At 63.5% G+C, this 24,972-nt stretch carries 20 protein-coding genes and 1 riboswitch; of the genes, 10 read left to right on the top strand and 10 right to left on the bottom strand.

Annotation, left to right across the window (positions count from 1 at the left end; translation table 11 throughout):
• The first annotated feature begins 143 nt into the window (after positions 1-143).
• Positions 144-240: riboswitch (S-adenosyl-L-homocysteine riboswitch) on the top strand.
• 20 nt (positions 241-260) lie between these two features.
• The 5 genes from ahcY (at position 261) to DMX11_RS21340 (ending at position 6,844) form a co-directional block, all read left to right on the top strand.
• Positions 261-1,670, top strand: coding sequence for an adenosylhomocysteinase (ahcY, locus tag DMX11_RS21360; protein ID WP_110746548.1), 1,410 nt, complete (start codon positions 261-263; stop codon positions 1,668-1,670).
• A gap of 166 nt (positions 1,671-1,836) precedes the next feature.
• On the top strand, positions 1,837-2,682 hold the full coding sequence (gene metF, locus DMX11_RS21355; protein ID WP_110746546.1) for a methylenetetrahydrofolate reductase [NAD(P)H]: 846 nt from the start codon (positions 1,837-1,839) through the stop codon (positions 2,680-2,682).
• Positions 2,683-2,775: 93 nt separating this feature from the next.
• The gene (locus DMX11_RS21350; protein WP_110746544.1) at positions 2,776-3,852 is read left to right on the top strand and encodes a hypothetical protein; all 1,077 of its coding nucleotides are present in this window, start codon (positions 2,776-2,778) and stop codon (positions 3,850-3,852) included.
• An 88-nt stretch (positions 3,853-3,940) separates the two neighbouring features.
• Entirely contained in the window at positions 3,941-4,729 is a 789-nt protein-coding gene (locus DMX11_RS21345) for an ABC transporter substrate-binding protein (protein ID WP_110746542.1), read from the top strand.
• Between the two features lie 219 nt (positions 4,730-4,948).
• Positions 4,949-6,844, top strand: coding sequence for a DEAD/DEAH box helicase (locus DMX11_RS21340; RefSeq protein ID WP_110746540.1), 1,896 nt, complete (start codon positions 4,949-4,951; stop codon positions 6,842-6,844).
• A gap of 149 nt (positions 6,845-6,993) precedes the next feature.
• Here the strand turns inward: DMX11_RS21340 and DMX11_RS21335 are convergent, their stop codons facing one another.
• The 3 genes from DMX11_RS21335 to DMX11_RS21325 all read right to left on the bottom strand — a co-directional run bounded on the left by DMX11_RS21335 (position 6,994) and on the right by DMX11_RS21325 (position 10,203).
• Positions 6,994-7,572, bottom strand: coding sequence for a YceI family protein (locus tag DMX11_RS21335; protein WP_110746538.1), 579 nt, complete (start codon positions 7,570-7,572; stop codon positions 6,994-6,996).
• A gap of 32 nt (positions 7,573-7,604) precedes the next feature.
• Positions 7,605-8,156 carry a cytochrome b gene (locus DMX11_RS21330; protein ID WP_110746536.1) on the bottom strand — a complete coding sequence of 184 codons (552 nt, stop codon included), beginning with the start codon at positions 8,154-8,156 and terminating at the stop codon, positions 7,605-7,607.
• 190 nt (positions 8,157-8,346) lie between these two features.
• The gene (locus tag DMX11_RS21325) at positions 8,347-10,203 is read right to left on the bottom strand and encodes a flavin monoamine oxidase family protein (RefSeq protein WP_110746534.1); all 1,857 of its coding nucleotides are present in this window, start codon (positions 10,201-10,203) and stop codon (positions 8,347-8,349) included.
• 210 nt (positions 10,204-10,413) lie between these two features.
• On the opposite strand from DMX11_RS21325, the gene DMX11_RS21320 reads away from it, so the two are divergent.
• From DMX11_RS21320 to DMX11_RS21310, 3 genes are all read left to right on the top strand, one after another.
• Positions 10,414-10,905 carry a hypothetical protein gene (locus tag DMX11_RS21320; protein ID WP_110746532.1) on the top strand — a complete coding sequence of 164 codons (492 nt, stop codon included), beginning with the start codon at positions 10,414-10,416 and terminating at the stop codon, positions 10,903-10,905.
• A gap of 79 nt (positions 10,906-10,984) precedes the next feature.
• Complete coding sequence (locus tag DMX11_RS21315) at positions 10,985-12,391, top strand: adenosylmethionine--8-amino-7-oxononanoate transaminase (protein ID WP_110746530.1); 1,407 nt, start codon at positions 10,985-10,987, stop codon at positions 12,389-12,391.
• A gap of 77 nt (positions 12,392-12,468) precedes the next feature.
• The gene (locus DMX11_RS21310) at positions 12,469-13,188 is read left to right on the top strand and encodes a 16S rRNA (uracil(1498)-N(3))-methyltransferase (protein ID WP_110746528.1); all 720 of its coding nucleotides are present in this window, start codon (positions 12,469-12,471) and stop codon (positions 13,186-13,188) included.
• On the opposite strand, the gene DMX11_RS21305 is transcribed toward DMX11_RS21310, so the two are convergent.
• The 7 genes from DMX11_RS21305 to DMX11_RS21275 form a co-directional block, all read right to left on the bottom strand.
• Positions 13,189-13,806, bottom strand: a complete 618-nt coding sequence (locus DMX11_RS21305) for a hemolysin III family protein (protein ID WP_110746525.1) — start codon at positions 13,804-13,806, stop codon at positions 13,189-13,191. It abuts the gene before it with no gap.
• Between the two features lie 61 nt (positions 13,807-13,867).
• Complete coding sequence (locus DMX11_RS21300) at positions 13,868-14,341, bottom strand: chemotaxis protein CheW (RefSeq protein WP_110746522.1); 474 nt, start codon at positions 14,339-14,341, stop codon at positions 13,868-13,870.
• On the bottom strand, positions 14,334-19,271 hold the full coding sequence (locus DMX11_RS21295; RefSeq protein ID WP_110746520.1) for an Hpt domain-containing protein: 4,938 nt from the start codon (positions 19,269-19,271) through the stop codon (positions 14,334-14,336). Before DMX11_RS21295 ends, DMX11_RS21300 begins: the two co-directional genes overlap by 8 nt.
• 9 nt (positions 19,272-19,280) lie before the next feature.
• Entirely contained in the window at positions 19,281-21,317 is a 2,037-nt protein-coding gene (locus tag DMX11_RS21290) for a methyl-accepting chemotaxis protein (protein ID WP_256590651.1), read from the bottom strand.
• A 47-nt stretch (positions 21,318-21,364) separates the two neighbouring features.
• Positions 21,365-21,919, bottom strand: a complete 555-nt coding sequence (locus DMX11_RS21285) for a chemotaxis protein CheW (RefSeq protein ID WP_110746515.1) — start codon at positions 21,917-21,919, stop codon at positions 21,365-21,367.
• Positions 21,916-22,281: a twitching motility response regulator PilH gene (pilH, locus tag DMX11_RS21280; RefSeq protein ID WP_110746513.1), complete on the bottom strand. Its 366-nt coding sequence runs from the start codon at positions 22,279-22,281 to the stop codon at positions 21,916-21,918. Before pilH ends, DMX11_RS21285 begins: the two co-directional genes overlap by 4 nt.
• Before the next feature lie 46 nt (positions 22,282-22,327).
• Positions 22,328-22,729 (bottom strand): PleD family two-component system response regulator, encoded by a 402-nt coding sequence (locus DMX11_RS21275; protein ID WP_110746511.1) that lies wholly within the window; start codon positions 22,727-22,729, stop codon positions 22,328-22,330.
• A gap of 252 nt (positions 22,730-22,981) precedes the next feature.
• Between DMX11_RS21275 and gshB the strand changes: the two genes are divergently transcribed.
• On the top strand, positions 22,982-23,935 hold the full coding sequence (gene gshB, locus DMX11_RS21270) for a glutathione synthase (RefSeq protein WP_110746509.1): 954 nt from the start codon (positions 22,982-22,984) through the stop codon (positions 23,933-23,935).
• A gap of 91 nt (positions 23,936-24,026) precedes the next feature.
• Complete coding sequence (locus tag DMX11_RS21265) at positions 24,027-24,932, top strand: energy transducer TonB (RefSeq protein WP_110746506.1); 906 nt, start codon at positions 24,027-24,029, stop codon at positions 24,930-24,932.
• Positions 24,933-24,972: the final 40 nt, after the last annotated feature.

Here is a 24,972-nt window from a genome sequence, read left to right as displayed (position 1 = left end):
TGATGGCAGAGCGGCCGCCATCGCTCCATTGAACATCGACTATCGTCGCGATTAATCGACAGAAAACCTTGGGCAAGCCGGCAGGCGCGGCTATAATCTCCGCCGCTTTACATGGTTGCCCACAGCGGAGCCATGCCCGCCACCCGTCCGAGGGGCGCTGCAGCAGGCTAGGCCTGTCAGGCTCGGATGGGGCGTTGCTCGCTCTCGCGGGCGCTTAACGCACAACGGCGCCCATTCGCACACTACGAATGGAGGCTCTCATGAGCGCTGCAAACATGCCTGCTGGTTTTACCGATTACAAAGTCGCCGACATCTCCCTGGCCGCCTGGGGTCGTCGCGAAACCATCATCGCCGAATCGGAAATGCCTGCACTGATGGGCCTGCGTCGCAAGTACCTGGCCGAGCAACCGCTCAAGGGTGCGAAGATCCTGGGCTGCATTCACATGACCATCCAGACTGCCGTGCTGATCGAAACCCTGGTTGCCCTGGGTGCCGAAGTGCGCTGGTCGTCCTGCAACATCTTCTCCACCCAGGACCAGGCCGCTGCCTCCATCGCTGCAGCCGGTATCCCGGTGTTCGCCTGGAAAGGTGAAACCGAAGAAGAGTACGAGTGGTGCCTGGAGCAAACCATCCTGAAGGATGGCCAGCCATGGGACGCCAACATGATCCTCGACGACGGTGGCGACCTGACCGAACTGCTGCACAAGAAGTACCCACAGGTACTGGACCGCGTGCACGGCGTGACCGAAGAGACCACCACCGGCGTGCACCGCCTGCTGGACATGCTGGCCAAGGGCGAGCTGAAAGTCCCGGCAATCAACGTCAACGACTCGGTCACCAAGAGCAAGAACGACAACAAGTACGGCTGCCGTCACAGCCTGAACGACGCCATCAAGCGTGGTACCGACCACCTGCTGTCGGGCAAGCAAGCCCTGGTGATCGGCTACGGTGACGTGGGCAAGGGCTCGGCTCAGTCCCTGCGCCAGGAAGGCATGATCGTCAAGGTCACCGAAGTTGACCCGATCTGCGCCATGCAGGCCTGCATGGATGGCTTCGAGCTGGTTTCGCCGTTCATCGACGGCATCAACGACGGCACCGAAGCCAGCATCGACAAGGCCCTGCTGGGCAAGATCGACCTGATCGTGACCACCACCGGCAACGTCAACGTCTGCGATGCCAACATGCTCAAGGCCCTGAAGAAGCGTGCCGTTGTGTGCAACATCGGCCACTTCGACAACGAGATCGACACCGCCTTCATGCGCAAGAACTGGGCCTGGGAAGAGGTCAAGCCGCAGGTGCACAAGATCCACCGTACCGGCGCTGGCAGCTTCGACCCGCAGAACGACGACTACCTGATCCTGCTTGCCGAAGGTCGCCTGGTCAACCTGGGTAACGCGACTGGCCACCCAAGCCGCATCATGGACGGCTCGTTCGCCAACCAGGTCCTGGCACAGATCTTCCTGTTCGAACAGAAGTTCGCTGACCTGTCGGCCGAGAAGAAAGCCGAGCGCCTGACCGTTGAAGTGCTGCCGAAGAAGCTCGACGAAGAAGTGGCCCTGGAAATGGTCCGCGGCTTCGGCGGCGTGGTCACCCAACTGACCAAGCAGCAAGCTGACTACATCGGCGTGACCGTCGAAGGCCCGTTCAAGCCGCACGCCTACCGCTACTAAGCGGCAAGCTTGGAGCTGCAAGCGGCAAGCAAAGGCGGACCGTGCCGTTGCCACTTGCAGCGCTGTAAACACAGATCTTGAACGACGCCCAAGCCAGACCGGCCATCACCGATCTGGCTTTTACTTGCAGCTTGCCGCTAGACGCTCGTTGCCAGAGGAACGCCTGATGTCACAAGAACGCCGCTACAGTTTCGAGTTCTTCCCGACCAAGACCGACGCCGGTCACGAAAAGCTGATGGGCGTAGCCCGCCAGCTGGCCGCCTGCAACCCGGATTTCTTCTCCTGCACCTACGGTGCTGGTGGCTCTACCCGCGACCGCACGCTGAACACCGTGCTGCAGCTGGAAAACGAAGTGAAGGTACCTGCCGCACCGCACCTGTCGTGCGTGGGTGACACCAAGGCCGAACTGCGCGCCCTGCTGGCCGAGTACAAGGCTGCCGGCATCAAGCGCATCGTTGCCCTGCGTGGTGACCTGCCGTCGGGCATGGGCATGGCCAGTGGCGAACTGCGCTACGCCAGCGACCTGGTGGAGTTCATCCGTCAGGAAACCGCTGACCACTTCCATCTGGAAGTGGCCGCCTATCCGGAAATGCACCCACAGGCGCGCGATTTCGAAGCCGACCTGGGTAATTTCGTGCACAAGGTCAAGGCCGGTGCCGACAGCGCCATCACCCAGTATTTCTTCAATGCCGATAGCTACTTCTACTTTGTAGAGCGCGCGCAGAAGCTGGGCGTAGACATCCCGGTGGTACCCGGCATCATGCCGATCACCAACTACAGCAAGCTGGCACGCTTCTCCGACGCCTGCGGCGCCGAGATCCCGCGCTGGATCCGCAAGCAACTGGAAGCCTATGGCGACGACACTGCCAGCATCCAGGCCTTCGGCGAAGAAGTGATCACCCGCATGTGCGAACAGCTGCTGCAAGGCGGCGCACCGGGCCTGCACTTCTATACCTTGAACCAGGCCGAAGCGAGCCTGGCGCTGTGGAACAACCTGAAGCTGCCGCGCTGAAATCTTTTGGTAAAGTCTGCTTAAGAAATGATTAAGGCTTTGGTCATAGACTAAAGCCTTATTTATTTCCGGGTTACACAGGTCATACCTGCCATGCAGCATCTCCAGCCATCGCGCCCCCAGCTTGTCTACCTGGCTTTTGGCCCGGCAACCTACCATCAGGAAGCCTGTTTCAGCATCGTCAGCGCCCTCGCCCAGCTGGGCCCGGCAGCGCACGACGCCATGGACATCCAGGTCTACACCGACAACCCGCAGCCATATGCAGGGCTACCCGTTAACCTCCACGTGCTGGATGAGGCCACACGCCAGGCCTGGAACGCCCCTCACGGCTACCACTTTCGCAGCAAGCATGTGCTTTTGCGCCAAGTGCTGCAGCAACACCCGCTGGCCGTGCTGATCGACACCGATACCTTCTTCCGCAAATCGCCGCTGCAACTGTTCGCCCGGGTGGCGCCCGGCAAGCTTTTGTGTAACGCCATCGGCCCACGCTACGGGGCGAACCAGAAGTGCCTGCTGTACAAGAACCTGCTGACCATTCTCCAGTCCCGAGACCTGGCCGACTGCCAGATGCCACTGGTCAACTCCGGGGTGATCGGCCTCACTGCCGATGACGCCCGCACCCTGGACCGCTCCATCGCCATGATGGATGAGTTCTACCCCTTGGCCCGGGAGGCCTATACCCTCGAAGAGTTCTGCCTGGCGGTAGCGGCCTATCGCAAGCTGGAGCTGGCCGGATGCACCGACGTCATTCACCACTACTGGAGCCGCAAGGCGCAGTTTCGCGCCAAGATCCAGGCCTGGCTGCGCAAGCACGGCCACGACCCGCTAAGCCAGGCCGCGCTGGCCGACGTGGCCCTGGTCAACGACCAGTTACCGCGGCCACCGGCCTTGCATCGGCTGGGTTACAAGGCACTGAGCCTGACCCTGCCCAGCCAGGAACGCCAGTTCGCCCGCGAACTGCTGTATGGCTGCTACCCTTACCCCAACGAGTTCGACCGTGCCTGTGCACCGGCCTGGTGGGACAAGGCCCTGGAGAACCTCAATGCCCGCCATGGGCGCATGGAGCCCGAGCGGCTTCGCCAGTGTCTGCGTCATCCGGGGTTGCGGCTGTCGCTGGGCGAGCGACGCAAGGATATCGAGGCCCATCTGTTGCGAACCTCCCAGGGCTGAGGTGCTCGCAAGACCCATTGCCTTGCGCGATCCCACATCGATCGCGCATGTCTTTACCATGCCCCGGCCGAACGCGTAATCTCCGGCCATGCGCCACATCGCCCGGTTGTTCTGGATCCTGCTGCTCGTTTGCCTGAGCCCGTTGGCTCTGGGCGAACGCTTGCGCCTGGTATCCGATGACTGGGCCCCATATGTGTATCAGCACGACGGCCAGCCGCGCGGTATCGACTATGAAGTCACCAATCAGGTGTTCGCGCGCCTGGGGGTCGAGGTGGAGTGGCAGTTCCTGCCATGGAAGCGCTGTCTGGTAATGATCGAGCAAGGCCTGGCCGATGGCATTCTCGACATCTTCCAGACCGAGTCGCGCCAACCCTATCTCATATACGCGCAAGAGCCCATGTCGGAGGTCGAGTTCGTCCTGTTCCAGGCCAGTGCACGTCGCCATGCCGTTACCCAACTGCAAGACCTCGCCGGCCTCACCGTCGGCACATCGCCGGGCTACGCCTACGGCGACACGTTCAATGGGGCCACGTACTTCACGCGCGAAGCCGCCCCCACCCACGAAGCCAACTTCGGCAAGCTGGTGCTGGGCCGTATCGACCTGGCCATCACCGACCGCAGGGTCGGGCGGTATCTGCTGCACCAACTGGGCATGCAACGGCAAGTCGAAGAACTGCCACTGGTCATCAGCCGCCAGACTCAATACCTGGGCCTGGTGCGCAAACCCGGGCGCGAGGAACTGGCCGCGGCCTTTGCTGAAGAGTTGCGGCGCTTCAAGCAGGAACCGGCCTATGCGGCAATCAGCAACCACTACACAGGCGACATCGGAAACATTCTCAACGCCGTTGAGCAGCAGGAAAGCAGCACAGCGCGATAGCTCTGTTATACTCGGGCCTTCCCGCCCGGCTCACGCCCGGACGCTCGGCCTCGCAACAGGCATCCCGATCGGCACCGACGCCCCTTCGCGTCCAGCCTCCGTTTCCCGGATGTGCAGTGAAAGCCCAGCTGGACCGGACGCGATCGCATCCCACCGATGCCCGTCGCGCCAGGCAGAACATCCCAAACGGGCCCAGCCCAAACGAGAACAGGATCGCCCATGTCCTTTGCTTCCCTCGGTCTCTCCGAGGCTCTTGTCCGCGCTATCGAGGCTGCGGGCTATACCCAGCCGACCCCCGTGCAACAGCGGGCAATTCCCGCCGTGTTGCAAGGCCGCGACCTAATGGTGGCTGCCCAGACGGGTACTGGTAAAACCGGTGGCTTCGCCCTGCCGATTCTCGAGCGCCTGTTCCCGGCCGGCCACCCTGACAAGTCGCAGCGGCATGGCCCGCGCCAGCCTCGCGTACTGGTCCTGACCCCGACCCGCGAACTGGCCGCCCAGGTGCATGACAGCTTCAAGGTCTATGCACGGGACCTGCCGCTGGTCAGCGCCTGCATCTTCGGCGGTGTCGGCATGAATCCGCAGATCCAGGCCATTGCCAAGGGTGTCGATGTTCTGGTCGCCTGCCCGGGCCGCTTGCTCGACCTGGCCGGTCAGGGCAAGGTCGACCTGGCCCACGTTGAAATCCTCGTGCTCGATGAAGCCGACCGCATGCTCGACATGGGCTTCATCCACGACGTCAAGAAGGTACTTGCCCGCTTGCCGGCCAAACGCCAGAACCTGCTGTTCTCGGCCACCTTCTCCAAGGACATCACCGACCTTGCCGACAAGCTCCTGCACAACCCGGAGCGTATCGAGGTCACCCCGCCGAACACCACCGTCGAGCGTATCGAGCAGCGCGTCTACCGCCTGCCGGCCAGCCACAAGCGCGCGCTGCTGGCACACCTGATCACCCTGGGCGCCTGGGAACAGGTGCTGGTGTTCACCCGTACCAAGCACGGCGCCAACCGCCTGGCCGAATACCTGGAAAAGCACGGCCTGACCGCCGCCGCCATCCACGGCAACAAAAGCCAGAACGCCCGCACCAAGGCCCTTGCCGACTTCAAGGCGAACAGCGTCCGCGTGCTGGTTGCCACCGACATCGCTGCCCGCGGCCTGGACATCGATCAGCTGCCACACGTGGTCAACTTCGAGTTGCCGAATGTCGAAGAAGACTACGTACACCGTATTGGCCGTACTGGCCGTGCCGGTCGTTCGGGCGAGGCCATTTCCATGGTCGCGCCGGATGAAGAAAAGCTGCTCAAAAGCATCGAGCGGGTCACCAAGCAGCGCATCCCGGATGGCGACCTGATGGGCTTCGACGCCAGCCAGGTTGAAGCCGAAAAGCCCGAAGTACGCGAGCGCCCGCAGAATAACGGCCGCGGTGGCCGTAACCAGCAGGCCCGTGGCGAAGGCGGCAAAGACGCCAACGGCGGCCGCAAGGACAAGGGCAAGGATAAAGGCAAGGCCAAGCAGCAGGCTGCTGAAAAGCCGGCCGACAAGGAAAAGAGCGGCGACAAGCAACAGCAGCCGCGCAAGCCGCGTGACAAGAAACCGCGCCAACAGCAGGCCGGCAGTGGCAATGTGCCGAAAGCACCGGCTGACCGTGACCCGGAAGAGTTCCTGGACGACGAGATCGACAACTTCGGTAACCGTGCCGACTATGTCAGCCCGTACCAAGGCAAGAACCAGGGCCGCAATCGCCGCCCAGGTGGTGGTGCCGGCCAAGCTCAAGGCCAAGGTGCCGGCCAGCGCAGCAACAGCGGTGGTCAGGGCCAGGCCCGCAACGGCGGCCAGCAGCGCAGCAGTGGTAGCAGCGGCGAAAAACGCCCACCTCGCGCCAATAACGGTGGTGGTGCCCGTCGTGATGGCGGCGCTGGCCGTGGTCGCCCGGCACGTGATGACGCTGCCCGGCCAGAGCCGGCGGTGCGCAACCCGCGCCAGCCGGAAAAACAGCCGGTCATCATCCGCAAGGAATCCAAGCTCGACCGTTACCCGACGCCAGAACAGCTGGACGACCTGCCAAGCCGCCCGCGCGGTGAGCGCCCGGCACTGCTGACCCGCAAGGGCTCATAGAAGTAAGGGGGCCGCTTTGCGGCCCTTTCGCTAAAAAGGCCGCCCCCACAGGTATTGCGCAGTTTTCACGTACTGCGTCATACCTGTGGGGGCGGCCTTTTTAGCGAAAGGGCTGCACAGCAGCCCCTCGGTATTTCAGCTACCGCAGATTACTTCTGCTTCACACCTTCAACACTGATATCCAGGTCCAGGGTTTGCGAAGTCGGGCCTGGGCCCTTGATGCCGAAGTCGTTCAGGTTAAGCGTGGTGGTGGCATTGAAGCCAGCGCGCTCGCCACCCCAGGGGTCCTTGCCTTCACCGTTGAAAGTAGCCTTGAAGGTGACAGGTTTGGTGACGCCGTGCAGGGTCAGGTCGCCGGTCACGTCAGCCGTCTTGTCGCCAGTCGACTTGACGCTAGTGGAAACGAACTTGGCTTCCGGGTACTTCTTGACGTCGAGGAAGTCAGCGCTGGCAATGTGCTTGTCGCGCTCGGCATGGTTCGACCACAGGCTGGCGGTTTTCAGGTCGACATTGATTTTGCTGGCTTCAGGCTTGGCGCTGTCCCACGTGAAGTTGCCATCGAAGTCCTTGAAGGTACCGTGGATGAAGCTGTAGCCCAGGTGGCTGATTTTCCAATCAACGAACGCGTGCTGCCCTTCCTTGTCGATCTTGTACTCGGCAGCCATGGCCTGGCCAGCGGAGAGCAGAGCGGTACCGAGCGCCAGAGCGGCAAAAGTCTTTTTCAACATCCTGTTCATTCCTATGCAATTGAGGTTGAGAGTCAAGCTTTGCGGCCCAGCATGCGGCTCAGGGTCGCGTCACGGTCGATGAAATGGTGCTTGAGCGCGGCCAGGGCATGCAACACGGCAAAAATCACCAAGCCCCAGGCCAGCCAGAGATGTATCACGCCAGCCACATCTGCCTGGTCGGGCAGGTCACTGATCAAGGCCGGTACTTCGAACAGGCCGAACACCGGGATACCGACGCCATCAGCGGTGGAAATGAGGTAACCGGCGCCCATCACTGCAAACAGCCCAAGGTAAAGTGCCAGATGGCCCAGTTTGGCCGCGGTGCGGGTGAACGCACCGTGGGTGGCCGGTGCCGGTGGTGGCGGGCTTACGAAGCGCCAGAGCACCCGCAGGAGCATCACCGCCAACAGCACCAGGCCGATGCTCTTGTGCAGGTCCGGGCCGGATTTGCGCCACGGGCTGTAGTAGTCAAGGCCGACCATCCACAGGCCCAGGCCGAACAAACCGAAAACCGCCAGCGCCACGCCCCAGTGCAGGACGATACTGACCACGCCGTAGCGAGAAGGTGAATTGCGCAGTTGCATGTTGGCGTGTTTCCCCGTGAAAGCTGTGCACAGACTATCGCGTAACGTATCGAATAAAAGCGGAAAAAATTGCTTAGGATTATCGAGAAATCCGATATGTATTGTGTAAGCGTCCCATTAAGGAAACATTAACGATAGACGCAGGATTCAGGGTTGCCAGTGCCGGCCCATGGCCGGCGCTGGCAATGATTCAACCGGCCTTGGCCTGGGTATTGGCCACGGTTTTTTTCGCCGGCTCAGACTTGGCAGTAGCTTTCTTGCTCTCGGCAGGTTTTTGCGCTGGCTTGTGCGCCGGCGCATGCTTGGCCGGGGCAGCCTTGCTCGCAGCTGGCTTGGCTGCCGCTTCCTTCACGACTGGCGCAGGTGCAGCTTGCGGCGCAGGCGCTGGAGCGGGCGCAATTACCGGTGCCACTGCTTCAGCCTTGGCAATCGGCTCGGCCTTTACCTCGGGCTTGTCCGCCCCACCGAACAGACGCTTGAAGAAGCCTGGCTTGTCCTGCTTGGCCTCATCGACCGGCTTCGCCTCGGTCTTGGCTGGCACCTGCTCAGCCTTGCCCGACTTGTCGGACGAACCCCCGAACATATTCGAGAAGAAGCCACCCTTGTTCTCCTTGGCCGCCGCGCCTGCCGCAGCAGCCGCGACCGGCGCCGCCTTGGCGGGGTCGAACGACTTGCCAGCCAGCAGGTCTTGCGCCTGGCTGGCGGCACGCTGGCCACTGCGCAGCGCGCCTTCCAGCGTGCCTGGGTACAGGGCATCGGTGTGCTCACCCGCAAAGGTGATGCGCTGCACTGGACGCTCCCACAGGCGCCAGTACTTGCTGATCTGCCCCGGGCCGTAGGCCAGGTAAGCACCACCAGTACTGGCATCGACGCTGTAGCGCTTGACCTCATAGCCAGTGAACGCACCACGCGCCTGCGGGTAGAACGCATGCAGGCGGATCAGCACCTGGTCAACCATCTGCTTGTCGCCAAAGGCCTGCAACAGGCGGGCATTGTCGCCAGACAGGTTGATAACCACGTTGGCACCGCCCTTTAGCGCCGGTTCGATCCACAGCATGCCAAGCCCGGTGTTACTGAAGATTTCCCCCGACATGCGCGCGCGGCTTTCCCATACCGGCTTCTTGAACTTCAGCATGAGCTGGTCGCGCCAGCCATAGTTGGTGCCCCTTAGCGCCGCCAGGTGCTTGGCGTCCAGGCCTGGGGTCATCTGGATCTTGGCCAGGGCGCGCAACGGCACGGCCATGACCAGGTAATCGGCCTGATAACCGACACTGCCGACTTTGACCGTGACACTGTCCTTGTCCTGCACAATCGCGGTGACCGGCGAGCTGGTCTTGATGGTCTTCAACTGCTTGACGAAAGCCTGGGCCAGTACCGGGCTACCGCCGGGCAGGCGTGCGGCGCGCAGGTCGCGGTCACTGACGCCACGGTAGACGCGGTTCTGCTGGGCAAAGTACAGCAGCGACAGGCGCGACGGTTCATCGTAGCGGGTGCGGATCTGCTGGTTGACCAATTGGCGGGCGGTGGCCGGCAGTTGCAGCTTGTCCAGCCAGGTGGAAACGTTGATCTGGTCGAGGGCGAACAGCGTGCTGGTGGCCTGCGGGTTCAGCGGGTCGTCGATCGAACGGGCCAGGTCGTCGAGGGTTTTCTCGTAGCGCTTGAGTGCCTCGGCTGTGGCCGGCTGCTTGGTTGCCAGGTCGGTGGCGCTGAAATATTCGCCGTCGATCAGATATCCCGGGGTGCGTACGAACTCGGGCGCCGGCAGTGTTTCAAGCTTGAAACGGTCAAGGTACTGGTTGAGCACCGGCTGCGCCTTGGCGTTGCCGATCCACTCGCTGGTGGCAAGGCCCGAGCGCCCGCCCATGCCGGCCTTGGCTTCCAGCAGCGTCACCTGCCAGCCTTTGTTCTGCAGTTCATAGGCCGCGGTCAGGCCCGCCAGGCCACCACCCACGACGATCGCGGTGGGCGTTTTATCCTTCGCCAGCGCGGTGCCGCTGGAAACACCAATCAATATCAACGCGCACAGACGCACCCAAGCAGCAGCCATGTCGGCGAACTCCGAGTCAGAGGTTATGGAAACGGGGAGAGGCAGAAATGCCCCGGGGAGATGCGTTAAGAATACGTCAGCTCCGCCAACCCTGCCAGCGCAGTGACATCAAGTGCCTTTCGCAACTGACATTTTTGCCAGTAGCCATGTCACACCGCGGCAGGCGAAGCTGGCGAGGATGGCCATCAGCCCCACCAGGAGGGCATGCGCATGATCTTCGAGGAGCATTTCCAGCACGTCGAACGGCAGTTTCTGTGGCACAGGCAGACCCTATTCACCCCCTCGGGTCTGAGCATCCGCTCCAACAGCACCTCATGGACCGGCTTCCATGAGGCGTTCAAAGGCGAGGACGGCACCGAGCTGGTAATCGGCGAGCACAGCGACGTGGAAATATCCTTTGCCCAGGAGGTCGAGTGCCTGCGCCTGGAATACTACGTGGTCAGCGACTTCCTGTGTGACGACCTGCACATGCTGTTCGATGCCGAGAACCTTGATTACGACCTGTGCGCCCCTGTCCCCCGCAACTTCTACTGGCTCACGCTTGAAGGTAGCGGTTTTCGCGATTTGCGCCCGGGGCCCATTGCCACACAACCTTACCACCAGGTAATCGATGGGCCATTCCGGCGCCTGACGATCTCCACCTCGCAGGCCGGTACGGTACACATCCGCCGCCTCGAATGGACCGGCACCCGACGCCACTGAACGGCAGCGGTTGTGGTGCCCAGCAGCATTGCTTAGGCTTACGCGGTCGAACCACGCCGTAAAGCCAGGAGAAGTGCCCATGGGCCTTAATGATCAGTGGATGCAACGCGACCTCAAGGTCCTGTGGCACCCCTGCACCCAGATGAAAGACCACGAGCAATTGCCGCTGATCCCTATCAGGCGCGGCGAGGGCGTATGGCTGGAAGACTTCGAAGGCAAGCGCTACCTGGACGCGGTGAGCAGCTGGTGGGTCAACGTATTCGGCCATGCCAACCCGCGCATCAACCAGCGCATCAAGGACCAGGTCGACCAACTGGAGCACGTGATCCTGGCCGGCTTCAGCCATCAGCCGGTGATCGAGCTGTCCGAGCGCCTGGTGGCCATGAGCCCGGCCGGGCTTGACCGGGTGTTCTATGCCGACAACGGCTCGTCGTGCATCGAAGTCGCCCTGAAGATGAGCTTCCACTACTGGCAGAACGTCGGCAAACCGGGCAAGAAGCGCTTCGTCACCCTCACCAACAGCTACCACGGCGAAACCATCGCCGCGATGTCGGTCGGCGATGTGCCGCTGTTCACCGAGACTTACAAGGCGCTGCTGCTCGATACGATCAAAGTGCCGAGCCCGGACTGTTACCTGCGCCCCGAAGGCATGGGCTGGGAGGAGCATTCGCGCAACATGTTCGCAGCCATGGAACAGACCTTGGCCGAACACCACCAGACCATTTCCGCGGTGATCATCGAGCCGCTGATCCAGGGCGCCGGCGGCATGCGCATGTACCACCCGGTGTACCTCAAGCTGCTGCGTGAAGCCTGCGACCGCTACGACGTGCACCTGATCCATGACGAAATCGCCGTGGGCTTCGGCCGTACCGGCACCATGTTCGCCTGCGAGCAGGCCGGCATCCGCCCGGACTTCCTGTGCCTGTCCAAGGCATTGACCGGCGGTTATCTGCCCCTGGCCGCCTGCCTGACCACCGACAAGGTGTACCAGGCGTTCTACGACGACTACCCGACCCTGCGCGCGTTCCTCCACTCCCATAGCTACACCGGCAACCCGCTGGCTTGTGCTGCCGCGCTGGCGACGCTGGACATCTTCGCGCAAGACAACGTGATCGAGGCCAACAAGGCCCTGGCCACGCGCATGGCCAGCGCCACTGCACACCTGGTCGATCATGCCCACGTCGCCGAAATTCGCCAGACCGGCATGGCCCTGGCCATCGAGATGGTCCAGGACAAGGCGGGCAAGGTCGCCTACCCCTGGCAAGAGCGACGCGGCCTGAAGGTGTTCGAACATGCGCTGACCCGCGGCGCCCTGCTGCGGCCGCTGGGCAGCGTAGTGTACTTCCTGCCACCGTATGTAATTACGCCAGAGCAGATCGACTTCCTGGCCGAGGTCGCCAGCGAAGGCATCGACATTGCCACGCGCGACAGCGTCAGTGTTGCGGTACCGGCCAACTTCCATCCCGACTTCCGCGATCCGGGCTAGGCCCGAAATCCCCGCCGCCAAACCCTGTGGGAGCGCTCCCACAGGGTCACATGATCCCTTTTCGTCCGAGCAGAACCATGAGACTGTCCCGCTTCTTCATCGACGCCCCCTTGAGCCTCGGCGAGCATGACCTGCCCGAAGCCCAGGCCCACTACATTGGCCGCGTACTGCGCATGGCCCCCGGCGCCGCCGTGCAGCTGTTCGACGGCAGCGGCCAGGAATACCTCGGCCAGTTGCTTGAAGTGGGCAAGAAAACCGTCCGCGTCAGCCTTGACCAGGCCATCGCCGGCCAGGCCGATTCCCCGCTGCACGTCCACCTCGGCCAAGGCTTGTCGCGTGGCGAGCGCATGGACTGGGCAATTCAGAAAGCCACAGAACTGGGCGCCAACGAAATCACCCCCATCGTCAGCGAGCGCTGCGAAGTGCGCCTGAAGGACGAACGCGCCGACAAGCGCCTGGCCCACTGGCGGCAAGTGGCAATCAGCGCCTGCGAGCAATGTGGCCGCTCGACCTTGCCGGTCATCCATCCGCCAGTGACCCTGGCCGAATGGCTGAGTAGCAGCCAGGCCGACCTGAAGCTGGTCCTGCACCCGGTGGCCGAACCACTCACCCGCCATGCCAAGCCTGCGACACTGGCCTTTTTGATCGGGCCCGAAGGCGGCCTGAGCGAAGCCGAAGTGGAGCAGGCCAAGGCCGCCGGTTTCCACGCAGCCCGCCTCGGCCCACGTGTGCTGCGCACCGAGACGGCGCCAGTGGTGGCCTTGTCGGTGGCCCAGCAGTTGTGGGGCGATTTTTAACTAGCGTACGTAGAACGACACCGCCACGAAGTGCATCAGGCTGCCTGCGATCACGAACAGGTGCCAGATGCCATGTGCGTGGCGCAGGCGACTGTCCAGCGCGAAAAAGATGATGCCCACGGTGTACAACACCCCGCCCGCGGCCAACCAGACGAAGCCGGCGGTGCCCAGCGAGTGCAGCAGCGGCTTGACGGCCACCAGTACGATCCAGCCCATCACCGCGTAAATGATGATTGAAAGGATTCGTGCCTCGGAACGTGGCTTGATCTCTTGCAGCATGCCGAGCACAGCCAGCCCCCAGACAACGCCGAACAGGCTCCAGCCCCAGGGGCCACGCAGGCTGACCAGGCAGAACGGCGTATAGCTGCCGGCAATCAGCAGGTAGATCGACAGGTGGTCGAGCTTTCGCATGATCACCTTCGCTCGCCCGCGCGTGCTGTGGTAAAGGGTGGATATGCTGTACAGCAACAGCAAAGTGCTGCCGTAGATGGAGAAACTGACGATCTTCCACGGGTCACCTTGCAGGCCCGCAACCACGATCAGCCAGATGGCCCCGATACAGGCCAGGACAGCCCCTACCAGGTGAGTCCATGCGTTGAAGCGTTCACCGTAATACATGCAAACACAGACCTCCTGAGGTGGGCTGGGTTCCAGATGATGTCTGTTCCTGCCTGTCATACTACCCAGGGTCGGGTTGCAGTTCCGCGTCACGCACCAAGCGTTCCAGGGCGACCAGGTCAGGCACCCGCGCGACCTGCTCACCCACTTGCACCGCTGCCAACTCCAGGCGCCCCAGCGCCACGTCCACATAGTTCAGTTGGCTGTCGAGCTTGCAAGAACGCGGAATGCCCTGCAGCAGCAGCGCCAGGTAGCGTAGCCCGGTATCGCCGAGGGCATTGAGCACCACCACCCTGGCCCGGTCGCCGCAAGGCGTCTCGCCACCGCACGCAGCCTCGAAGCCGATCAGCGGCAAGCGCTGCTGGCGCCAGTCGATCCAGCCCAGGTGCCAGGCTGGTTCATTTTGCTGGCACATCAGGTTGCGCTGGCCGCTCAACTCGGCGACCGCCACGTTGGGCAGCACCAAGGTGCGGTCACCCAACGGCAACAACAACCCGGTCAGGCTGCTGCGCTGGCCGGCGATCAACTCAAGCATGGGTCTGGCTCCAGTGAGCAATGCTCTGCAGCAGCAGCGATTCCTGGTACGGCTTGCCCAGGTATTCGTTGACGCCGATGGCCATCGCGCGGTCGCGGTGCTTCTGCCCGGTGCGCGAGGTAATCATGATGATCGGCAGGTCTTTGAGCCGTTCGTCACGGCGAATCCGCGTAGCCACCTCAAAGCCGTCCATGCGCGGCATCTCGATGTCCAGCAGCAACACGTCGGGCCGGTGCTCTTCTAATAGTGCCATGGCATCGACACCGTCCTTGGCCGTGAGCACACTCATGCCGTGACGTTCCAGCAGGCGGCTGGTGACCTTGCGCACGGTTACCGAATCGTCCACCACCATCACCAACAAGGCGCGGCGCGGGGCAGGGCCGAGCAGCGGGTGCTGGGCACCGCCACCGGGCAGGCGCGCCAGGCGGCGCTGCTGGCCCCGCAGCTGGCCCAGCAGGTCGAGAATCAGCACCACCCGACCATCGCCCAGCAGCGTCGCCCCCGATAGCCCGGCAACTGCGGCAAACTGTGGCCCCAGGCTCTTGACCACAATTTCCCGGCTGGGTGACAGGCCATCGGCCTGGATAGCGAACGATTGCTCCTTGGAGTGCACCAGCAGCACCGGCAACGGCACGCTCAAACCCAGCAAGGTGGGGCGCGGCACCCCCTGTAGCAACTCACCGAGGTAGCGCAGCTCGTATTCGTGGCCGGCGTAGACATAACGCGGCGAGCTCAACTGGTAGCAGGCCGCCAGTTCTGCCGGCGGCACGCGGACGATACCCTCGATGGTATTCAGCGGAATGGCATACTGTTCTTCGCCCAGATGCACCATCAGCGCACGGTTGATCGACACGGTGAATGGCAGGCGGATCAAGAAGCGAGCACCCTTCCCCTGGGCCGACTCGATGCTCATCGAGCCACCCAGTTGCTTGACCTCCTCGTGCACCACGTCCATACCCAGACCGCGCCCGGAAATCTGGGTGATCTTCTCGGCAGTGGAAAAGCCAGGGCGCAGGATGAACTGCAGAATCTCGTGATCGCTCAAATGCGCCTGCGGGTCCAGCAGGCCGCGCTTGATGGCCTTGCGACGCACGGCTTCCAGCGGCACACCGGCACCGTCGTCAGTCATTTCGATGACAATATCGGCACCTTCGTGCAGCAGGTTCAGGTGGATTGTGCCCTGCTCCGGCTTGCCTGCAGCCAGGCGCACCTCGCGGCTTTCCAGGCCATGATCGACGGCATTGCGCAGCATGTGCTCCAACGGCGCGACCATGCGTTCGAGCACACTGCGGTCCAGCTCGCCCTCGGCATTGCCGACCACCAGTTCTACCTGCTTGCCCAGCTCGCTGGCCACCTGCCGCACCACCCGCTGCAAGCGTGGCACCAGGCGTTCGAACGGCACCATCAGTGTGGCGGTCAGGCCTTCCTGCAACTGGCTGTTTACCCGTGCCTGCTGCTGCAGCAGGCTGTAAGCCTCATGGGCGCGCTGGGCAAGGGTTTCTTTAAGATCGAGCATGTCCGAGGCAGATTCGAACAACGCCCGCGACAGCTGCTGCAACTGCGAGTGACGGTCCATTTCCAGCGGGTCGAAGTCATCATAGGCATCTCCTTCGAATTGCTGGCGGCTGGAGATCCGCCCCTGGGTCTCGATGTCCAGGCGCAGCAACTGGTCGCGCATGCGCTCAAGCGTGGTTTCCATCTCGTTGAGGGTGAACTGCGCGTCGTTGACCTGCTGCTCGATGCGCCCACGGATGATCGAGTGCTCGCCGGCCAGGTTACCCAGCTCGTCGAGCAGCTCGGCATCGACCTTGACCATGTCGCCCGGCGCCCTCTCCGGGGCGACTGCCGGCACATCGGCACTGGCAGCCTCCAGCGGCCCCTGGCCAGCCGCACTGTCGGTCAGCGCCGCACTGCTGAAGTTGCGAATGTAGTCGATCAGTGCAGTGGCAGCATGCAACGGCTGGCCCAGGCGCACAGCATCGAGCATGTGCGCCAGGCGGTCGTGGCAGTTCTGCAGCAGGGCGAACAGCGGCGGGCTCGGAGGCAGGCGGCCGACGGCCAGCAGTTCGTAGAGAAACTCCAGTTCGTGGGCCAGATCACCGATCGGGGCGATTTCGACCATGCGCGCCACACCCTTGAGGGTGTGCAGGTCGCGCATGAGGTTGTCCACCTCGACGCTGTTGCGCGGGTCGCCTTGCCAGCGCGCCAAAGCAGCGGCGGCGCTCTCGACAATGTCCGAGCTTTCTTCGAGAAACACTTCCAGCAGCTCTTCGCCGGGGCTTTCCGGCACGTGCGCCGGCGGCTCGTCCAGCTCCGAGAGCAAGGGCGGGCGTGGCATTCCCAAGCCCAGGGTATCGGCAAAGTCCATGTCCGGGTGCAACGGCGTTACCGTATCGATGCCCACCAGGCCGGTGGCATCCGGCGCCAGGGCCTGGCCCAGCAAGCTGCGCAGGCTGTCGACCAGTTCCACGCGCGGCGGAATATCTTGCCCAGCCGCGACTTCATCGAGCATGTCCAGCAAAGCTTCGTGGGCACGCTGAGCCTGGGCGAAGAAACGCCCATCGGCCGGCAGGCTGCCCTCCTCCACCGCCCCGTACAGGTCAAGCAGGGCTTCGCACACTTCATCCATCTGCCATAGATCAGCCAGGTGCGCGGCATGGCCCAGGGTAGTCATTTCATCAAGCAGGGTATCCAGCGCACCACGCTGGCCGGGTGCTTGCTGCCAGTGTGCCAGTGACGCTTCGGCGTTGAGCAGGATATCCATGGCCTGCGCCAGGAAGCTGGCGACTTGCTGCGGGTCACGCTTGCCGCGCCGGGCGTGCTGCGGCGCGTGATGCAGGACAGCCAAGCGCCCGTCCACGGCCTGGCCGACCTGTTCGATCAGCTCGGCGGCGCCGGGAATGGCTGACAGCGGCGTGCTGTCGAGTTGCGCCAAGCCCAGGTGGAACAGCGAACGCGCAGCCTCCAGCCATTCAAGCTCGGCCATTTCCAACGGCAACTGGTGGCCCTTGTACTCTCGGGCCAGGCGGTCGAAGGCGGTAGCCAGTTCAGCGACCGGCATGACCCCGGCCATTGCCGCGCTGCCCTTGAGCGTGTGCAGCGCGCGTTGCAGGCCATCGCTGACCGGCGTTTCCTGGCTGTCGGCCCCTTGCAGGAAAGCATCGAGGCTGGCCAGGTGGCCCTGCGCCTCGCTGCGGAATATGTCCAGCAGCTGAGGGTCGAGGCCGTCGATATCAGCAACGGCCGGCACGTCGTTTTCAGCCAGCGCATGCAGGTGCCCGGCCAGTTGCTCGATCTCGCTGAGTTGGGGCAGCTGACCGGCAGCGAAGTCGGCCAGCAGGTCAGGCAGGTGAACGAATGCCTGCTGCAAGGCCACCACACCTTCCGGGCTGAGCACGCTGCGCCCTTCCAGCACCCGGTTCAACAGGTGCTCCGCGCCCCAGGCCAGTTCGGCCACCGCTTCGGCATGCACCATGCGGCCACTGCCTTTGAGCGTGTGCAGCGCCCGGCGTACTTCGCCCAGCGCCTCATGCTGCTGGTTGTCGGCGCGCCAGCGCAGCCAGTGGCGCTCGATGTCCGGCAGCAGCTCGCCTGCCTCGTCGAGGAACACTTCGCGCAGTTCGTCATCGATACCATCCAGGCCCGTACTGGCTTCGACCAGCGCACAGTGCACCCCTAGCTTCGCCAGACTGGCTCGCGCCATATCGATAAAGGGTTGGCCATCGGCCAGCGGGTCAGCCACCCGCCATTGCAGGTACCACTCGGCGGCGCTCAAGGCCTCGGCCAGGTGCGCCAGTTCATCGGCAGGTGGCTCCACCTCCAGGTGTTGCAACCAGCGCTGCACATAGCCGGCACAGCCGGCGAACACTTCGGCCACGGCTGGCAGCATCAACATCGCCAGCGCGCCACGCACCTGCTGCAACAAACCCGGCAAGGGTTGCAGACGTTGCCGCGGCCAGCCGGACTCGAGGCAATCGCCGATCAGGTCCTTGGCCTGCTGCAGCACGTTCAGCGACTCGTTCAGCACCAACTGGCGAATTTCCGCGAGGTCCGAACCCGGCAGGCCGCCCTGGCCGTTTTCTTCCAGCGGGCCGACCATGCCGTTGAGCGTGGCCTCGACATAGAGCAAGGCGCCTGCCACGTCCATCAGCACCGCATCGTCCACTGCCCGCTCGCCCTGGGACAATGCCTGCAGCACCAGTACCTGGTCGATGATGACTCGCCGCGGTTGCTGGAAACCCAGCACGGCCAGGGTGTCGGCCACGTGCCGCAGCGGCGCCAGCAAGGCGTCGAGCTGCTCGCTGTGCTGGCGGTCACCGCGCCCGAACAGGTCAAGACGCTCCTTGATGCGCATCAGGTCGTCGCACAGTGCGCTCACCACCGAGCGCAGGGCATCGCGCCCCGGACCGGCCTGCAGTTGGTCGCGCCAATTACCCAGTGACAGGTCGAGGTTGGCCAGGTCATCGGAGCCGGCAAAGCGCTGCGCGGCACCACTGATCAGGCTGGCCTGGGCCAATGGCTCGACGCCACGGCAGGCGCGCAGTTGGTTGAGCAACGGCAGCATCACCAACGGCAAGTCGTGGCGCGCGCCGCGCAACCGCTCAAGGTATGAAGGCAGTTGCTCCAAGCCGCGGAACAATGCCCCCAGGCAATCCCCCCTTGGGCTAACCTGGCCTTCGGCCAAAGCCCGGGCAAACAGTTCCAGCTCCTCGGCCAGACGCGTGGCGCCACGCAGTTCGAGCATGCGCAGGCAACCGTGCACCTGGTGCAGGTTATCGACCACGAAGGCCAGCATCGACAAGTCGCCCGGCTCCCCGGCGAAGCGCTCCAGTGCCTGGCGCGCCTGGCCCAGGCAGTCGAGAATGGCGGCCTTGGTCCATGCCAGCGCCACCGTGTCGTGGCGCTCTGGGCTTAGTGCTGCTACAGCCATGGGCACTCCTCAGCGCGGCTCTTCGGTTGGGCTCTGCAGTGGTGGCAGGGTGAAGCCGGACACCGAACGGCGCATCTCGCTGGCCATGCGCGCCAAGTGGCGGATGCTGTCTGCGGTGGCACCGGAGCCAGCGGAGGTCTGCGCGGTAATCTGCTGGATCACCGCCATGGTGTGGGAAATCTGCCCGGCCGACGATGTCTGCAACTGGGCGGCGTCGGAAATGCTGTGGATAAGGTCAGCGAGGTTCTGCGATACGCCTTCGATCTCGGCCAGCGCCACCCCGGCATCCTGGGCCAAACGCGCGCCGCGCACCACCTCGGCGGTTGTCTGTTCCATGGAGATCACCGCCTCGTTGGTATCGGCCTGGATCGTGCGCACCAGTGCCTCGATCTGGCGGGTGGCCGACGACGAGCGTTCGGCCAGGCGCTGCACCTCGTCGGCAACCACGGCAAAGCCGCGGCCGGCTTCACCGGCCAGGGAGGCCTGGATGGCTGCATTGAGGGCGAGGATGTTGGTCTGGTCGGCAATGTCGTCGATCAGGCTGACGATATCGCCGATTTCCTGGGAAGATTCGCCCAGACGCTTGATCCGCTTGGCGGTGTCCTGGATCTGCTCGCGAATGTTGTCCATGCCGTTGATGGTGTTGTGCACCACCTCGTTGCCCTTGTTGGCGATGGCCACCGAGCGCTCGGCCACTTTGGCTGACTCGTAGGCGTGCGCAGAAACCCGGTCGATCGACTCGACCATGTCGCCGACCGCCTCGGACGCCTCGCTGATCTGTTCGGCCTGGTGCTCAGAGGCCTTGGCCAACTGCCGTGCGGTGTTCTGCGTGTCCTGCACGGCGGCGGCAACCTGCACGGCGCTGTGGTTGATGGTGGCGACCAGGTCGCGCAACTGGTCCACAGAATAATTGATCGAGTCGGCAATGGCGCCGGTGAAGTCTTCGGTTACCGAGACGGTCACGGTCAGGTCACCATCGGCCAGTTCTTCGATTTCGTCGAGCAGGCGCATGATCGCCTGCTGGTTGCGTTCGTTCTTTTCCGCAGTCTCGCGCAACTGGCGGTTGGTGGTGCGTACCATGACCAGGCCGATGAGAATGATCGAGGCCAGCGCCAGCAGGCCCAGTGCGTAGCCGCCGACGGTGTCGAGAGTGCGCCCACCGGCCAGGTTCTCGAAACCATTGGCAAGGTGCGAGGCCTCGTCGAGCAGGGTCTGCGACAGGCTGAAGATGTTGCCTGCGGCCTCCCGCACACGGAACAGTTCTGGCGAGGTTTCGAGGATTTCGTCCACCGAACCGGCAACGAACTGGAACAATTCGGCGATTTCGGCCAGCCGCGCACGGGCGTCGGCATCTTCCACACGGGTTATCTGGATCGCCGGATCGCCGTTGAGCATGCCCTCCAGCACCTGACCGAAGCGCCCGGCATCGCGGCCAAAGGCGTCGGCTGCCTGCGCGGCCGCGTCATCACCGGCCAGTACGGTATTGACCGACCCGAGGATGCGCTCGGCCAGCAACAGCTGGCGCTGGGCCACTGCCACCTGGTTGGCGGGTGCACCGCTCTGCAGCAGGATCTCGACCACTTTTTCATATTCCACCTGCAACTGCGGCACGGTCTCGGCCAGGGTCGCGGCCACCTGGTGCAGCGACAGCACAGTCTGCTCACTGGCCAGGATGGTGTCGGTGTTCTTGCGCAGGTTTTCCCAGTCGCGGCGCACCGCTTCCATCTCGTCGCGCACGTTCGGCGGTGCGGCAGGCAAGCCGGTGGACGGGTCACCCTGGCGCAGGTAGCCCCAGCGCCGCTCGAAGTCGTTGCGTGCATCCGACAGCAGCTTGAACGCCAGGGCCTTGCCGGTTGCCGCCTCGGTGGCGTTCTTGGCAATACGCTGCGACAGCACGCGCAGTTCGCCAGCATGGCCGATGTACTGCTTGTCGTAGTTGGACTGGGTGTTGAGATAGGCGAAGTTGGCGAACAGCAGGATGATCGACAGGATCAGGATAAGGAACAGCACGGTGATCTGCGCGATGCTGCGGGTACGTGGGGTCACGGTGGTAGCTGTGACGGGGGCGGCAGGCTTGTTCACGTTCGCATGTCCTATAACGCCACATCGAGAAAACCCGGCGCCTGGGCCAGGGCGAAGGGGCTGAAAATCGCCCAGTTGCGTTCACGCGGGAAGTGCCCCTGCACAAAACGCGCGGCGGCGGAGATCAGTGGCTGTGGCGGCGACAGCTGCAGGCTGTCCAGGGCAAAGTGCTGCAGGCCGAGCACCTCGTCCACCAGCAAGCCGACGAACAGGTCGTCGTGGTCCAGCACCAATACCCGACGCTGCTTGCCCGGGGCAACGTGGCCCAGGCCGAAGAAGCTGCTCAGGTCCATCACCGGCAACAGCCGGCCCCGCAGGTTGGCCACCCCGCATACCCAGGGCTGTACACCGGGAACGCGGCTGCTGCGTGGCTCGCGCAGCACCTCAGCCACTTCGCCCATGGGCGCGACGAACCACTGCCCGGCAATACGAAAGCCGATGCCGCTCCACTGCTGCAGGCGGTTGTCCTGCGGCGGCTGGTCAGCCACCAGCAAGCGGCAGCGCCGGTCGATGTCCAGCAATAACTCGAAGGCGGTCAACGACGCGCCCTGCGGGCGGGTGGTCAAGCCCCCAGCACTTCTTTGAGCTTGGCGATCAACGCGTGTTCTTCTACCGGTTTGGTGAGGAAGTCACGGGCGCCCTGGCGCGTGGCCCAGATCCGGTCGGTTTCCTGGTCCTTGGTGGTAACCACGATCACCGGGATGGCGCTGGTTTCCGGGTCCTTGCTGAGCTGGCGGGTAGCCTGGAAACCGTTCATGCCAGGCATGACGATATCCATCAGTACGGCATCAGGCTTGTCCTGCCGGGCCAGGGCCACGCCATCGGCACCGTTGCTGGCCTTGAGCACCTGGTGGCCGTGCTTTTCCAGCCACTCGGTCAAGCGGTACATCTCTGTCGGCGAGTCGTCGACAATCAGAACTCGGGCCATGCTGGTTCCCCATCAGGAAGTAGGACCGTGCCATGGCGGGGCGCGGTCAGGGTGCGTGTTGTTGAGGTGCGGCAAACCCGGGCACATGGGCACGGATCGCGTCGAGCAGTTCTTCCTTGCTGAACGGTTTGGTCAGGAACTGATCGGACCCGACCACCCGGCCGCGGGCCTTGTCGAACAAGCCATCACGCGACGACAGCAGGATCACCGGAGTGTCCTTGAAGGCGCTGTTGTGCTTGATCACCGCGCAGGTCTGGTAGCCGTCCAGGCGCGGCATCAGCACATCGACGAAGATGATGCCCGGCTGGTGGTCGACGATCTTGGCCAGGGCATCGAAACCATCGCTGGCCGTGATCACTTCGCAGCCCGCTTCACCGAGCAACATCTGCGCGGTGCGGCGGATCGTGCGCGAATCGTCGATCACCATCACCTTCAGGGGTTGTTCCATCACTTGGGCTACCGTCGCTGTTTATGCCGAAATCGTGGGGCCGCTGCGCGCCCTATCGCGACACAAGGCCGCTCCCGAACAGATCGCGCGCCCCTCTGGGCCTGCTGCACAGCGCTATGACTGGCATTTTTAGCACACTCCGGGTGAGCGTTCCATCTGCGCCGCCCCTTGACCAGCGACGTTCACAGCGCCACCCTGAGCCACTTTTCTTTCGATCCATCGCGGCCACCTGCCGCCAAGAGGAACCACCCCATGAGCGTTCGCCTCGGCATTGTCATGGACCCCATCGCGTCCATCTCCTACAAGAAGGACAGCTCGCTGGCCATGCTGCTGGCCGCCCAGGCACGCGGCTGGAGCCTGTTCTACATGGAACAGCGCGACTTGTACCAGGGTGAAGGCAAGGCCCGTGCGCGCATGCGCCCGCTGAAAGTGTTCGCCGACCCCAGCCGCTGGTTCGAGCTGGGCGAGGAGCAGGACAGCACCCTGGCCGAGCTGGATGTGATCCTGATGCGCAAGGACCCGCCGTTCGACATGGAGTTCGTCTACAGCACCTACCTGCTGGAACAAGCCGAGAACGACGGCGTGCTGGTGGTGAATCGCCCACAAAGCCTGCGTGACTGCAATGAAAAACTGTTTGCCACGCTGTTCCCGCAGTGCACGCCGCCAACGCTGGTCAGCCGTCGCCCGGACATCATCCGCGAGTTCGCAGCCGCGCATGGCGATGTGATTCTCAAACCATTGGACGGCATGGGTGGCACTTCGATTTTCCGCCACCGGGTGGGCGATCCCAACCTGTCGGTGATCCTCGAAACCCTGACTGCATTGGGCACCCAACAGATCATGGCCCAAGCCTATCTGCCGGCGATCAAGGACGGCGACAAGCGCATCCTGATGATCGACGGCGAGCCGGTCGACTACTGCCTGGCGCGCATCCCGGCCAGCGGCGAAACCCGAGGCAACCTGGCCGCCGGCGGCCGTGGCGAAGCGCGCCCGCTGAGCGAGCGTGACCGCTGGATCGCCGCCCAGGTCGGCCCGACCCTGCGCGAGAAGGGCCTGCTGTTCGTTGGCCTGGACGTGATCGGCGACTACCTCACCGAAATCAACGTCACCAGCCCTACTTGCATCCGCGAAATCGACAACGCCTACAACACCGATATCGGTGGCAAGCTGATGGACGCCATTGATAGACAGCTGAAGGCGCGCTGACCGGCAACGCGCGGCACAATCACAGAGTGGGGTATGATGCGGGTCCTATTTACCTGACCCGCTGCCCCGCCCAGCGGTTGCTGGATACCTGATGACGCTGCCCGCTGACATCCCCTCCGACTTGCTGCCACCCCGCGTCCGCCCGATGGACAGGCTCGGCTTCACCTTGTTCCTGGCTGCCCTGGTGCACCTGGCGCTGATCCTTGGCGTCGGTTTCAGCGTGGTCAAACCGGCCGAAATCCGCCACACCATGGATATCACCCTGGCCACCTTCAAGAGCGAGAAGCCGCCGGAGAAAGCCGACTTCGAGGCCCAGGACAACCAGCAAGGCAGCGGCACACTGGACAAGAAGGCGGTGCCCAAGACCACCGAGCTGGCGCCGTTCCAGGACAGCAAGATCAACAAGATCACCCCACCGCCCGCCGCCAGGCCCGAGGTGGTGCCACCGCCAACCCCACAGAAGTCGGCGGTAGTGACCACAGCACCGAAGGCGCAAAAGGTCGAACCCAAGCCTAAGGAAAGCAAACCGCAGCCCAAGCCGGCCGCACCCGCTCCGGACTTCGACAGCTCGCAGTTGTCCAGCCAGATCGCCAGCCTGGAGGCGGAGCTGTCCAACGAGCAGCAGATGTATGCCAAGCGCCCACGCATCCACCGCCTGAATGCCGCCTCGACCATGCGCGACAAGGGTGCCTGGTACAAGGAAGAGTGGCGCAAGAAGGTCGAGCGGGTCGGTAACCTGAACTACCCCGACGAAGCCCGCCGCCAACAGATTTACGGCAACTTGCGCATGATGGTGTCGATCAACCGGGATGGTTCGCTGTACGAAGTGCTGGTGCTGGAATCATCGGGGCAGCCAGTGCTGGACCAGGCGGCGCAGCGTATCGTGCGGTTGGCGGCCCCCTTTGCACCGTTTACCGGGGACATGGCCGAGTTTGACCGGCTGGAAATCATCCGCACCTGGCGCTTTGCCCGTGGGGACCGTTTGTCCAGTAACTGATTGTTGCTTTGGCTGTAGGGCTTTCGGTAAGGGGCGGCGC

Source organism: Pseudomonas sp. LB-090624, assembly GCF_003205205.1.
Taxonomy (GTDB): domain Bacteria; phylum Pseudomonadota; class Gammaproteobacteria; order Pseudomonadales; family Pseudomonadaceae; genus Aquipseudomonas.
Note: the sequence above shows the minus strand (reverse complement) of the source record. Positions and strands in the feature narration are given on the sequence as shown.